The organism is Enterobacter sp. TMH.L2 (assembly GCF_050847315.1).
Lineage (GTDB): Bacteria > Pseudomonadota > Gammaproteobacteria > Enterobacterales > Enterobacteriaceae > Cedecea.
Genome location: NZ_CP193791.1, coordinates 4,456,922 through 4,470,092, shown reverse-complemented (window position 1 = coordinate 4,470,092; position 13,171 = coordinate 4,456,922). Strand labels below are relative to the sequence as shown.

General features: G+C 55.8%; 13 protein-coding genes. 9 read left to right on the top strand and 4 right to left on the bottom strand.

Going from position 1 to position 13,171, the window contains the following annotated elements; genetic code table 11:
- Positions 1-82 precede the first annotated feature (82 nt).
- Both ysgD and corA read left to right on the top strand, forming a co-directional pair.
- Positions 83-139 carry a YsgD/CorL family protein gene (gene ysgD, locus ACREYP_RS21405; RefSeq protein WP_353591484.1) on the top strand — a complete coding sequence of 19 codons (57 nt, stop codon included), beginning with the start codon at positions 83-85 and terminating at the stop codon, positions 137-139.
- 165 nt (positions 140-304) lie between these two features.
- A complete protein-coding gene (corA, locus tag ACREYP_RS21400) occupies positions 305-1,255 on the top strand; it encodes a magnesium/cobalt transporter CorA (RefSeq protein WP_039289228.1) in 951 nt (316 codons plus the stop codon).
- Positions 1,256-1,288: 33 nt separating this feature from the next.
- On the opposite strand, the gene rarD is transcribed toward corA, so the two are convergent.
- Both rarD and yigI read right to left on the bottom strand, forming a co-directional pair.
- A complete protein-coding gene (rarD, locus tag ACREYP_RS21395) occupies positions 1,289-2,191 on the bottom strand; it encodes an EamA family transporter RarD (RefSeq protein WP_336819545.1) in 903 nt (300 codons plus the stop codon).
- Between the two features lie 52 nt (positions 2,192-2,243).
- Positions 2,244-2,714 (bottom strand): acyl-CoA thioesterase YigI, encoded by a 471-nt coding sequence (yigI, locus tag ACREYP_RS21390; protein ID WP_008455502.1) that lies wholly within the window; start codon positions 2,712-2,714, stop codon positions 2,244-2,246.
- Between the two features lie 167 nt (positions 2,715-2,881).
- Between yigI and pldA the strand changes: the two genes are divergently transcribed.
- From pldA to rhtC, 3 genes are all read left to right on the top strand, one after another.
- The gene (gene pldA, locus ACREYP_RS21385) at positions 2,882-3,748 is read left to right on the top strand and encodes a phospholipase A (RefSeq protein WP_336819546.1); all 867 of its coding nucleotides are present in this window, start codon (positions 2,882-2,884) and stop codon (positions 3,746-3,748) included.
- A 63-nt stretch (positions 3,749-3,811) separates the two neighbouring features.
- On the top strand, positions 3,812-5,641 hold the full coding sequence (recQ, locus tag ACREYP_RS21380) for an ATP-dependent DNA helicase RecQ (RefSeq protein WP_336819547.1): 1,830 nt from the start codon (positions 3,812-3,814) through the stop codon (positions 5,639-5,641).
- Between the two features lie 64 nt (positions 5,642-5,705).
- On the top strand, positions 5,706-6,326 hold the full coding sequence (rhtC, locus tag ACREYP_RS21375) for a threonine export protein RhtC (RefSeq protein ID WP_166879511.1): 621 nt from the start codon (positions 5,706-5,708) through the stop codon (positions 6,324-6,326).
- Here rhtC and rhtB read toward each other — a convergent pair whose 3' ends face one another.
- Positions 6,327-6,947, bottom strand: a complete 621-nt coding sequence (rhtB, locus tag ACREYP_RS21370) for a homoserine/homoserine lactone efflux protein (protein WP_008455495.1) — start codon at positions 6,945-6,947, stop codon at positions 6,327-6,329.
- 100 nt (positions 6,948-7,047) lie between these two features.
- On the opposite strand from rhtB, the gene pldB reads away from it, so the two are divergent.
- The 3 genes from pldB to ACREYP_RS21355 all read left to right on the top strand — a co-directional run bounded on the left by pldB (position 7,048) and on the right by ACREYP_RS21355 (position 9,891).
- Complete coding sequence (gene pldB, locus ACREYP_RS21365; protein ID WP_166995885.1) at positions 7,048-8,040, top strand: lysophospholipase L2; 993 nt, start codon at positions 7,048-7,050, stop codon at positions 8,038-8,040.
- 33 nt (positions 8,041-8,073) lie between these two features.
- Complete coding sequence (gene yigL / locus ACREYP_RS21360; RefSeq protein WP_008455489.1) at positions 8,074-8,880, top strand: sugar/pyridoxal phosphate phosphatase YigL; 807 nt, start codon at positions 8,074-8,076, stop codon at positions 8,878-8,880.
- Positions 8,881-8,991: 111 nt separating this feature from the next.
- Positions 8,992-9,891, top strand: coding sequence for a carboxylate/amino acid/amine transporter (locus ACREYP_RS21355; RefSeq protein WP_336819548.1), 900 nt, complete (start codon positions 8,992-8,994; stop codon positions 9,889-9,891).
- Here the strand turns inward: ACREYP_RS21355 and metR are convergent.
- Complete coding sequence (metR, locus tag ACREYP_RS21350; protein WP_008455485.1) at positions 9,779-10,732, bottom strand: HTH-type transcriptional regulator MetR; 954 nt, start codon at positions 10,730-10,732, stop codon at positions 9,779-9,781. The genes ACREYP_RS21355 and metR overlap by 113 nt on opposite strands.
- A gap of 117 nt (positions 10,733-10,849) precedes the next feature.
- Here metR and metE point away from each other — a divergent pair, with 117 nt between their 5' ends.
- On the top strand, positions 10,850-13,111 hold the full coding sequence (metE, locus tag ACREYP_RS21345) for a 5-methyltetrahydropteroyltriglutamate--homocysteine S-methyltransferase (RefSeq protein WP_336819549.1): 2,262 nt from the start codon (positions 10,850-10,852) through the stop codon (positions 13,109-13,111).
- The last annotated feature ends 60 nt before the right edge of the window (positions 13,112-13,171 follow it).

The following is a 13,171-nucleotide window of genomic DNA, read 5'->3' as shown; positions in this document are numbered from 1 at the left end:
TCAGCCGTGTCCCGTTGCGTGTTGACGCCATATTAGTGGTGGCGTAACATGCGCGCACGAATACGCTAAGAGGACACTCGCCTTGGACACACCCAGTAGATGCTGGCTCAATAACCTGTCATCCAGGTACAACTTCTAAGGCTATCCTCTGATGCTGATAGCCTTCGTGGTTGTCAGCGACCTCGTGTATTTTCATTCCGTCGCCCCTTGAGTCAGACTGTTTAATGGTCTGAAACCTCTATTGTTTCTGTCTGTGTGCCAACCGAATTGTCCCTGATCTTTTTTTGCATTGGGAGTCCCGGTCATGCTGAGCGCATTTCAACTGGAAAATAATCGCCTTGCCCGCATTGAGCTGGACGAGACGGATACCCTTGCCAATTCGGTATGGGTCGATCTCGTCGAGCCGGAAGAGAGCGAGCGAGAGCGAGTGCAAACGGAACTTGGTCAAAGCCTGGCAACCCGACCAGAGCTGGAAGACATCGAAGCGTCCGCGCGTTTTTTTGAGGACGAAGACGGCCTTCACATCCACTCCTTTTTCTTCTTTGAAGATGCCGATGACCACGCCGGTAACAGCACGGTCGCTTTTACCATTCGTGAAGGCCGCTTGTACACGCTGCGTGAACGTGAGCTACCTGCGTTTCGCCTGTACCGCATGCGCGCCCGCAATCAGTCCATGGCTGATGGCAACGCGTGGGAGCTGCTGCTGGATCTGTTTGAAACCAAAATCGAACAGCTGGCGGATGAAATCGAAAACATTTATAGCGACCTTGAGCAGCTTAGCCGTGTGATCATGGAAGGGCATCAGGGCGATGAATACGACGCCGCGCTTTCGACGCTGGCGGAGCTGGAAGATATCGGCTGGAAGGTTCGTCTGTGCCTGATGGATACCCAGCGCGCGCTGAATTTCCTGGTGCGTAAGGCACGTTTGCCGGGCAGCCAGCTGGAGCAGGCTCGCGAAATCCTGCGAGATATCGAATCCCTGCTGCCGCATAACGAATCCCTGTTCCAGAAGGTTAACTTCCTGATGCAGGCGGCGATGGGCTTCATCAACATCGAGCAGAACCGCATCATCAAAATCTTCTCGGTAGTTTCGGTTGTTTTCCTGCCGCCAACGCTGGTGGCGTCCAGCTACGGGATGAACTTCGAGTTTATGCCTGAGCTTAAATGGAGCTTTGGATATCCCGGCGCGATCATCTTTATGATGCTCGCGGGCTTAGCGCCCTATCTCTATTTTAAGCGTAAGAACTGGCTGTAAGAAAAAAGGAGCCAAAAGGCTCCTTTTTCACTTCTATTTCAGCGACGTTGATTTCGTGCGCCGCTGGGTATAAATCGCATCGGCAATAAACAGCGCCAGCGCCGCCCAGATAAAGCCAAAAGTAATCAGCTTATCTTCAGTTACCACTTCGCCGTAGAACGTCACCGCCAGCAGGAACATCAGCGTCGGCCCCAGATACTGGAAGAAGCCCAGCGTGGAAAGGCGCAAGCGGGTCGCGGCGGCAGTAAAGCAAAGCAGCGGCACCGTGGTGATCACCCCGGCGGCGATAAGCATCAGGTTCAGCGTCCACGGGTTCATCCCCATATGGCTGGTGGCACTGTCGGCGATGCCAAACAGGTAAATGCCCGCGATCGGCAGCAGCCACAGCGTTTCAAACAGCATCCCGGTTTGTGCATCTACGGCAATCTTTTTGCGGATCAGGCCATAGAAAGCGAAGCTGAAGGCCAGACCCAGGCCGATGATCGGCAGTGAGCCGAAAGTCCAGAGCTGAACCAGCACGCCACAGAAGGCCAGCAAGACAGCGACCCACTGCATCCGCCGGAAGCGTTCACCCAAAAAGAGCATCCCCAGCAGCACGTTCACCAGTGGATTAATAAAGTAACCCAGGCTGGCTTCCAGCATGTGCTGATTATTCACCGCCCAGATATAAAGCAGCCAGTTACCGCCAATCAACACGGCGCTTAACGCCAGCGCGAGGATCTTTTTACGGTTCTGGCAGGAGCGTTTCACCTGCGGCCACTGGCGGCAGACAGTGATCAGCGCCAGCATAAAGAAGAATGACCAGATAACGCGGTGGGTCAAAATTTCTGTCGCCGGTACGTAGTGAATCAGTTTGAAATATACCGGTGCGATGCCCCAGATAAAGTAGGCCGTCAGGGCAAGCAAGATCCCCTGACGTGTCTGTTTCGGATCCATGAAGAAAACTCAGCAAAAAAATAGTGAGCAAATAATAACAGGGTTTACATCCTTACCCTACCATGTAGGTAGCCGTTGCGCTGGCAATGTGCAGTTGGTCCTGGTTATGCAGCTCTACTCGCGCTACCGCAACTTTGTTACCGGCGCGCAACAGGCTGCTGCTGGCCGTGAAGCGCTCTCCGCGGCCCGGACGCAGATAATCCACGCGCAAATCGATGGTGCCCATTTTGGACAGACGTTGACGAAGCTCGTCTTCGGTGATGGTGTCGTGGCGAGTCAGCGTACTGCCTACGCAGACCAGGCCAGCCGCCACGTCCAGCGCGGAGGCAATAACGCCGCCGTGCAAGATGCTTTGTGCCCAGTTGCCCACCATCATCGGCTGATTATTAAAACTCAGCTGGGCGAACGCTTTTTCGTAGCGCTCCAGCTCCAGGCCAAGCGCGCGGTTAAACGGCATGTGATACACGAAGATTTCGCCCACCAGCTTAAGGGCGGCTTCTGTGGTCAATACGGGGGAAGACATCGTTCATTCCTCGAACAAATAACGAGTAAGTTAACAAAGTGTGTAGTTTATGCTTCTCAATTGTTGCTTTCCACTTTCGGAACCGCAGAGACGTGCTTTGGCCCATCCTGCTGTAAAATGTTTGGCGATAAATATTTAGACACTTTTTGTTATGGAGAACGGGACTAATGCTGAAACCTTTGGGGTGGGGAGTAGCCGCGATGCTGCCCTTGACCGCCTTCGCACAAGAAACCACCATCGATAAGATTCACGACAAGCCCGCGGTGCGAGGCAGCATCATTGCCAATCTGCTGCAGGAACACGAGAACCCTTTCACGTTGTACCCGTACGACACGAATTACCTGCTGTACACCTGGACCAGCGATATGAACAAAGAGGCAATCAGCTCTTATGACTGGGCCAGCAATGCGCGCAAAGATGAGGTGAAGTTCCAGCTCAGCCTGGCCTTCCCGCTTTGGCGCGGAATTCTGGGGGATAATTCAGTGCTGGCCGCCTCCTATACCCAGAAATCCTGGTGGCAGCTTTCCAACCGCAATGAATCCTCCCCGTTTCGTGAAACCAACTATGAGCCTCAGCTATTCCTCGGTTTCGCAACGGAGGCAACGTTTGCGGGCTGGACATTGCGGGACGTCGAGTTTGGCTATAACCACGATTCAAACGGTCGTTCTGACCCAACCTCGCGCGGCTGGAACCGCCTGTACACCCGCCTGATGGCACAACACGGCGACTGGCAGGTGGAAGTCAAACCCTGGTACGTGGTGGGGAGCGTAGAGGACAACCCGGACATCACCAAATACATGGGTTACTACCAGCTTAAGCTGGGCTATGCGCTGGGCGATGCGATTTTCAGCGTGAAGGGGCAATACAACTGGAATAGTGGCTACGGTGGGGCAGAATTTGGCGTGAGTTACCCGATCTCGAAAAACGTTCGCTTCTATACCCAGGTCTATAGCGGCTACGGTGAATCGCTCATCGATTACAACTTTAACCAGACAAGGGTTGGCGTAGGCGTTATGCTAAACGATCTTTTCTAAAGCATTGCAGTTTCTCTTCCAGGCGCTGAAAATGGCGCCTGAATTTTAGGTAGTGGGGATAGCGTGGCACAGGCGGAAGTAATCAATCAGGCGTCGCTGGCGAGACAGGTTCTGCAGGATACCTTTGGGTACCAACAGTTCCGTCCGGGTCAGGAAACCATCATCGACACGGTGCTGGAGGGGCGTGACTGCCTGGTAGTGATGCCGACCGGCGGTGGTAAATCCCTGTGTTATCAAATTCCTGCCCTGGTATTTGGCGGCCTGACCGTGGTGGTTTCCCCGCTGATTTCCCTGATGAAAGACCAGGTCGATCAGCTGCTGGCGAACGGCGTGGCGGCGGCCTGTCTTAACTCGACCCAAACCCGTGAACAGCAGTTGGAGGTGATGACCGGCTGCCGTACCGGGCAAATTCGTCTGCTGTATATCGCGCCTGAACGCCTGATGATGGACAATTTTATTGACCATCTCAGCAACTGGCAGCTTTCGATGGTGGCGGTGGACGAAGCCCACTGTATTTCGCAGTGGGGGCACGACTTCCGCCCGGAATATGCCGCCCTTGGTCAGCTTCGCGAAAGATTGCCTGCCGTCCCCTTTGTTGCATTAACGGCCACGGCGGACGACACCACCAGGCTCGATATCGTGCGCCTGCTCGGGCTCCACGACCCGTTTATCCAAATCAGCAGCTTCGATCGGCCGAACATTCGCTACATGCTGATGGAGAAGTTTAAGCCGCTCGATCAGCTCACCCGCTATATTCAGGAACAGCGCGGTAAGTCCGGGATTATTTACTGCAACAGCCGGGCGAAAGTGGAAGACATTGCCGCCCGACTGCAAAGCAAAGGTATCAGCGCCGGCGCTTATCACGCGGGCCTGGAGCACCAGGTGCGCGGTGACGTGCAGGAGAAATTCCAGCGTGACGATCTGCAAATCGTGGTCGCGACCGTCGCTTTCGGCATGGGCATCAACAAGCCGAACGTGCGTTTTGTCGCCCACTTCGATATCCCCCGCAACATTGAATCTTACTATCAGGAAACGGGCCGCGCCGGGCGCGATGGCCTGCCTGCGGAAGCGATGCTGTTTTACGATCCGGCGGATATGGCCTGGCTGCGTAAATGCCTTGAAGAAAAAGCACCGGGACAGCTGCAGGATATCGAACGCCATAAGCTCAACGCCATGGGCGCGTTTGCCGAAGCGCAAACCTGCCGCCGTCTCGTGCTGCTGAACTACTTCGGCGAAGGCCGCCAGCAGTCCTGCGGCAACTGTGATATCTGCCTCGACCCGCCTCGTCGCTATGACGGCCTGGTGGACGCGCAAAAAGCGCTGTCCTGCATTTACCGCGTCGGCCAGCGCTTTGGGATGGGCTACGTGGTTGAGGTTCTACGGGGTGCCAACAACCAGCGAATTCGCGATCTCGGCCACGACAAACTGAAAATTTACGGTGAAGGCCGCGAGCACACGACGGAGCATTGGGTCAGCGTGATCCGCCAGCTCATTCACCTCGGCGTGGTGACGCAAAATATCGCCGCACACTCAGCGCTGCAGCTCACGGAAGCGGCACGTCCTTACCTGCGTGGTGAAGAGCCGCTGATGCTGGCGGTGCCCCGTGTTGTCGCCATCAAGCCGCGCGCCAGCCAGAAAGTCTTTGGCGGTAATTACGATCGCAAGCTGTTCGCCAAACTCAGAAAGCTGCGCAAATCCATCGCGGATGAAGAAAACATCCCGCCTTATGTGGTATTCAACGATGCGACGCTGATTGAAATGGCGGAGCAGATGCCGCTGTCGCCCGGCGAGATGCTGGGCATTAACGGGGTGGGGACGCGCAAACTTGAGCGCTTTGGCCGCCCGTTTATGACGCTTATCCGCGACCACGTTGACGGCGTGGATGAAGAGTAGCCTGCCGCGAAGAAAAGTGGCAGGATAATGACTCTTCGAATTATCTGCACGCGAGCTATTCCCTATGTTAATGCTATTTCTGACCGTGGCGCTGGTGCACATCGTTGCCCTGATGAGCCCGGGGCCTGACTTTTTCTTTGTTTCCCAGACTGCCGTAAGCCGCTCTCGAAAAGAGGCGATGATGGGCGTGCTGGGGATCACCGCTGGCGTCATGGTTTGGGCAGGCGTGGCGCTGCTAGGCCTGCATCTTATCCTCGAAAAAATGGCCTGGCTGCATAACATCATCATGGTCGGCGGCGGGCTGTATCTTTGCTGGATGGGCTATCAGATGCTGCGCGGCGCATTCAAGAAAGAAGTTAAAAGCGAAGAAGCGCCAAAAGTCGAGCTGGCGAGCGGTGGGAAGAGCTTTGTGAAAGGGCTGCTGACGAACCTGGCTAACCCGAAAGCGATTATCTACTTCGGCAGCGTGTTCTCGCTTTTTGTTGGCGACAACGTGGGTAGCGCCGAGCGCTGGGGCCTGTTTGTGCTGATCGCGATTGAAACCTTCGCCTGGTTCACTATCGTGGCGAGCCTGTTCGCCTTACCAAAAATGCGTCGCGGCTATCAGCGCCTCGCCAAATGGATAGACGGTATGGCTGGCGCTCTGTTCACCGGGTTTGGTATTCACCTGATCATCTCCCGATAATCAGGCCTGGCGCGCTCCCGCAAGCAGCGCGCCAACCAGCATAAACAGCGAGCCAAAGACCCGGTTCAGGGCTTTCATCTGGCGCGGCCCTTTAATCCAGGCGGCAATCCGTTTGGCCAGGGTCGCATAGCCAATCATCACAATAATATCGACGACGACTGTGGTAACACCGAGCACAACGTACTGCATCGCCTGGGGCTGATGCGGGACGATAAACTGCGGGAACAGAGCGGCCAGAAACACGATGCTCTTCGGGTTGGTCAGGTTAACAAACACCGCTCGCTTGAACAGTTTGCTGCGTGGTTGCGTGGTGGCCAGCGTGTTTAAGTCCAGTGCACCAGCGGCTCTCCATTGCTGGATGCCCAGCCAGATAAGATAGGCAACGCCCGCCCACTTCAGCACTTCAAAGGCCAGCAGCGAGCGTGAAAACAGGGCCCCAAGCCCAACGCCGACCAGCACAATATGCAGCGCCAGGCCGGTTTGCAGTCCGGTAATTGACGCTGCCGCACCGCGATAGCCGTGGCTGATAGCGGTAGTCATGGTATTGATGGCGCCGGAGCCGGGGGAAAGGCTAAGAATTATTGTGGTTAGCAGATAGGTAAACCACCACTCGAAGGTCATGCGAAACTCCCTGAACGCGCGCTTTTATGCCACAATACGCTATTGTTGATAAGCGTGCCACGGGCCATAAAAAAACCACAGATACCTGATGCCGACCCCTATGTCTCAGCATAAAAATGGATGGTTAGAACGCGAAGGCGCATTTGCTGCTTTTGCCACGGGCCCACTGACGGACTTCTGGCGCAAGCGGGAAGAGCGCGAATTTACCGGCGTGGACGACGTGCCGGTTCGCTACGTTCGCTTCTGTTCACCGCAGCACGATCGCGTGATTGTGGTCTGCCCAGGTAGAATAGAAAGCTACGTGAAATATGCTGAGCTGGCGTATGACCTGTTCCACAGCGGGTTTGATGTGTTGATCATCGACCACCGCGGGCAGGGGCGTTCAGGACGCATGCTGTCGGACACCCACCGTGGCCACGTCGTCAACTTTAGTGACTATGTCGAAGATTTTGACCATTTTTACCAGCAGGAAGTGGCGTCAGGGCACTGGCGTAAACGCTACCTGTTGGCCCATTCGATGGGCGGCGCCATTGCCGCGTTATGGTTACAGCAAGCCCCGGGCGCTTTTGATGCGGTCGCGCTCTGCGCCCCGATGTTTGGTATTATCCTGCGCTGGCCGGAATGGATGGTGCGTCATATTCTTGACTGGGCCGAAGGGCATCCACGTATTCGGGAAGGATACGCCATTGGGACGGGCCGCTGGCGCGCGCTGCCGTTTAGCGTTAACGTCCTGACCCACAGCGAAGAGCGGTACCGCCGCAGCCTGCGTTTTTATGCTGATGAGCCAGCATTGCGGGTAGGCGGGCCAACGTTCCATTGGGTACGAGAAGGGATCCTCGCCGGAGAAAAGGTGTTAGCAGGAGCCACTGCCATCACCACGCCGATCTTTTTACTCCAGGCGGAAGAGGAGCGAGTGGTCGATAACCGCGCGCACCAGCAATTCTGCGAAATTATGGCCGCGGCGGGCCACCCTTGTGAGGGGGAAACACCTTACGTCATTGAAGGCGCGTATCACGAGATCCTGTTTGAGAAGGACGCTATGCGAGCCAGAGCATTGTCTGCCGTGCTTGAGTTTTTCGACCGGCATAACTAATTGAAAATATCTCTCCAGAGGCTGAATATCCCTATGTACCACGTCGTTGCTTCAGATTTAGATGGCACCTTGCTGTCTCCCGATCATTTCCTCTCCGCTTATGCGAAAGAAACGTTAAAACTGCTCACCGCTGAAGGCGTTAACTTTGTTTTTGCCACCGGCCGTCACCATATCGATGTGGCGCAAATTCGCGACAATCTTGAGATCAAGGCGTACATGATCACCTCGAACGGCGCTCGCGTGCACGATACCGACGGCAACTTGTTCTTCTCTCACGATCTCGACCACGACATCGCTCAGGACTTGTTTGGCGTGGTGCATAACAACCCGGACATCGTGACCAACGTCTACAAAGGCGACGAGTGGTTTATGAACCGCCACCGCCCGGAAGAGATGAAGTATTTCCAGGAAGCAAAATTCAGCTACACCCTGTTTGAACCGGGCCTGCTGGAAGCCGACGGCGTCAGCAAAGTATTCTTTACCTGCGACGATCACGACACGCTGCTGCCGCTGGAACAGGCGATCAACGCCCGCTGGGGTGACCGCGTGAACGTCAGCTTCTCGACGCTGACCTGCCTGGAAGTGATGGCGGGCGGTGTTTCCAAAGGGCACGCGCTGGAAGCGGTCTCGAAAGCGATGGGTTACGGCCTGAAGGATTGCATTGCCTTTGGCGACGGCATGAACGACGCCGAGATGCTGAGCATGGCCGGTAAGGGCTGCATCATGGGCAACGCTCACCAGCGCCTGAAAGATCTGTTGCCGGAGCTGGAAGTGATTGGCACCAACGGCGACAACGCCGTGCCGCATTATCTGCGTAAGCTGTTCCTCAAGACTGAGTGATCGGCAAATGACGAGTGGTTAATAAATGTCCACTCGTCAACTAAATAGTTAAGCCGATGTAGCCTCCTCTCAGTACAATGGCGCAATCTTGTTCGTTGTGGATTGCTCATTGTGCCATTACTCATCATTACCACGATTCTGTGGGCCTTCTCGTTTAGCCTGATTGGGGAGTACCTCGCCGGGCATGTGGACAGCTATTTCTCGGTGCTGATGCGCGTTGGCCTGGCGGCGCTGGTGTTTCTGCCGTTCCTGCGTTTTAAAGGTTACCCGCTCAAAACCCTGCTGCTGTACATGCTGGTGGGCGCGCTACAGCTTGGCGTGATGTACCTCTTCAGCTTCCGCGCTTACCTCTATCTCACGGTATCCGAATTCCTGCTTTTCACGGTAATGACGCCGCTGTACGTCACGCTGATTTACGACCTGCTGAGCGGCAATAAACTGCGCTGGGGCTATGCGCTGAGTGCGGGGCTGGCGGTGATTGGCGCGGCGATTATTCGTTACGATAAAGTCAGCGATCACTTCTGGATCGGCCTGCTGCTGGTGCAAGGGGCGAACATCTGCTTCGCTATCGGCATGGTGGGCTACAAGCGCCTGATGGAAACGCACCCGATGCCGCAGCACTGCGCGTTTTCGTGGTTCTATCTGGGGGCGTTTATTGTCGCCGTTGTTGCCTGGTTTGCGCTTGGCAATCCGCAAAAACTCCCCACCACGACGCTACAGTGGGGGATTTTGGTCTGGCTTGGCGTTGTCGCTTCCGGGTTGGGTTATTTTATGTGGAACTACGGCGCAACTCAGGTGGACGCCGGCACGCTCGGCATCATGAACAACGTGCACGTCCCGGCCGGGCTGCTGGTGAATCTTGCCATCTGGCAGGAGCAGCCCCACTGGCCGAGCTTTATTATTGGGGGAACGGTGATAATGGCCTCGCTGTGGGTACATCGCCGATGGGTCGCTCCGCGTTCTTCACAAACGGTAAATGATCGCAGGCGTGCTGGCGCGTCGAGCGAATAAACGCCTCGGTCACCGGCTGGCGCTGTTCGCCGTCACGTACCGCGGCGTAGAGGCGGCTCCATAAACCTTCACCCAGGGTTCTGGTCACAATCAGGCCCTGGTGCTCAAAGCTTTCCACCACCCAATGCGGCAGGGCGGCAATCCCCATCCGCGCCGATACCATCTGAATCAGCAGCAGCGTGTTATCGACGTTTTTCAGCGACGGGCTAACCCCTGCTGGCTGCAGGAAATGACGCCAGATATCCATACGCTCACGCTGTACCGGGTAAATAAGCAGCGTTTCAAGCGTTAAATCTTCAGGCTCAATGCTCTCTTTCTTCGCCAATGGGTGGTCGGTCGCCATCACCAGGCGCACTTCAAAATCAAACATCGGCGAATAATGTAGCCCGCTGCGCGGCAAAATATCCGATGTCAGAACGATATCCAGCTCGCCCTGCTGCAGCGCAGGCTGCGGATCAAACGTAACGCCGGATTTAAAGTCCATCTCCACCTGCGGCCAGTGCTGGCGGAAATTTTCCAGCGCAGGCGTCAGCCACTGAATGCAGCTGTGGCACTCAATCGCAATGCGCAGCCGGGTTTGATGCGGCTCATTGCAGGCCTGCAGGGCGCGGCCAATCTGCGGCAACACTTGTTCCGCCAGCTGCAGCAGAATCTCCCCCTGCGGCGTAAAGCGAAGTGGCTGACTTTTACGGATAAACAGGCGGAAGCCGAGCCGCTGCTCCAGATCGCTGAACTGGTGAGAGAGGGCCGACTGAGTCTGATGCAGGGCGGCAGCAGCGGCGGCCAGCGAACCGCTGTGTCGTAACGCTTGCAGCGTCCGCAGGTGTTTAATCTCGATCATGAAAGTCCTTCACTTCGGCATGAACAAATTGCGCTTGAGGATTATACAGTACCTGCTGATTATAGAAGTGTAAACATCTGGATGGCTAAATACATCGCACCGAATAGAGGAAAGACCATGACAATCCATAATCACACCCTGGGGTTCCCTCGCGTCGGCCTTAAGCGCGAGTTGAAAAAAGCACAAGAAAGCTACTGGGCAGGGAATACCTCCCGCGAAGAATTACTGGCGGTTGGCCGCGAACTGCGTGCCCGCCACTGGGACCAACAAAAACAAGCCGGCGTCGAATTACTGCCGGTGGGCGATTTCGCATGGTACGACCATGTTCTGACCACCAGCCTGCTGCTCGGTAACGTACCGGCTCGTCATCAGAACAAAGACGGCAGCGTCGATATCGATACGCTGTTTCGCATCGGCCGTGGCCGGGCACCAACCGGCGAGCCTGCTGCTGCCGCAGAAATGACCAAATGGTTCAATACCAACTACCACTATATGGTGCCGGAATTTACTAAGGGGCAGCGGTTCAAACTGACCTGGACTCAGCTGCTGGAAGAAGTCGACGAGGCGCTTGCGCTGGGCCATAAGGTGAAACCTGTCCTGCTTGGGCCAGTGACTTACCTGTGGCTGGGCAAAGTGAAAGGCGAACAGTTTGATCGCCTGAGCCTGTTGAAAGATATTTTGCCGGTCTACCAGCAGGTGCTGGCCGAATTGGCGAAGCGTGGCGTTGAGTGGGTACAAATCGATGAGCCTGCGCTGGTGCTGGAGCTGCCAAAAGCATGGCTGGATGCCTTCAAACCGGCTTACGACGCGCTGACCGGCCGGGTGAAGCTGCTGCTTACCACCTACTTCGAAGGCGTGGGGCCAAACCTGAACACCATCACCGCGCTGCCGGTGCAGGGTCTGCACGTTGATTTTGTACATGGCAAAGATGACGTGAATGACATCCATAAGAAACTGCCTGCAAACTGGTTGTTGTCGGCGGGTGTTATCAACGGCCGTAACGTCTGGCGTGCCGATCTGACGGAGAAATATGCTCAGTTAAAAGACCTGGTGGGTAAACGTGAGCTGTGGGTGGCATCTTCCTGCTCCCTGCTGCACAGCCCAATTGACCTGAGCGTAGAAACTCGCCTGGATGCCGAAGTTAAAAGCTGGTTTGCTTTTGCCCTGCAGAAGTGTGCTGAGCTGTCCTTACTGACTGAAGCATTAAACAGTGGGAATACCGTCAAAATTGCTGAATGGAGCGCCCCGATTCAGGCTCGTCGTCAGTCCAAACGTGTACACAATGCCGCTGTCAGCGAGCGTCTGGCTAAAATTACCGCCCAGGACAGCCAGCGCCAGAATGCTTACACTGCCCGTGCAGCAGCCCAGCGTGAACGCTTCAACCTGCCGGCCTGGCCAACAACGACCATTGGCTCCTTCCCGCAGACAACTGAAATTCGCGGCCTGCGCCTGGACTTCAAAAAAGGCAAGCTGGACGCGAGCAACTATCGCACCGGTATCGCCGAACACATTAAGCAGGCGATTGTTGAGCAGGAACGTCTGGGCCTTGACGTGTTGGTGCATGGCGAAGCTGAGCGTAACGACATGGTTGAGTATTTCGGCGAACATCTGGATGGCTTCGTCTTTACTCAGAACGGCTGGGTGCAGAGCTACGGTTCCCGCTGCGTGAAACCTCCGATTGTTATCGGTGATATCAGCCGTCCGGAGCCGATCACCGTTGAGTGGGCCAAATACGCGCAGTCCCTGACCGACAAACCGGTTAAAGGCATGCTGACCGGTCCGGTGACGATTCTTTGCTGGTCCTTCCCGCGTGAAGATGTTTCCCGGGAGACTATCGCGAAGCAGATTGCGCTGGCCCTGCGTGACGAAGTAGCGGATCTGGAAGCCGCAGGTATCGGTATCATCCAGATTGATGAACCCGCCCTGCGTGAAGGTTTGCCGCTGCGCCAGTCCGACTGGCAGGCTTATCTGGAGTGGGGCGTGGAGGCCTTCCGTCTGAACGCCGCCGTGGTGCGAGATGACACCCAAATCCATACCCACATGTGCTACTGCGAGTTCAACGACATCATGGACTCCATTGCGGCGCTGGATGCGGACGTGATCACCATCGAAACTTCCCGTTCCGATATGGATCTGCTGGAGGCGTTTAAAGAGTTCGAATACCCGAATGAAATCGGGCCGGGCGTGTACGACATCCACTCTCCAAACGTTCCGGATGTGCAATGGATTGAAGCCCTGCTCAAGAAAGCGGCGGAATCTGTTCCGGCAGAGCGCCTGTGGGTTAACCCGGACTGCGGCCTGAAAACCCGTGGCTGGCCAGAAACCCGTGCGGCGCTGGCAAACATGGTGCAAGCGGCCCAGAATCTGCGCGAGGCTTAATACTAAAACGGAGGTGAGAGCCTCCGTTTTTCACACAGTTAAAATCACGCCCTCATCTCC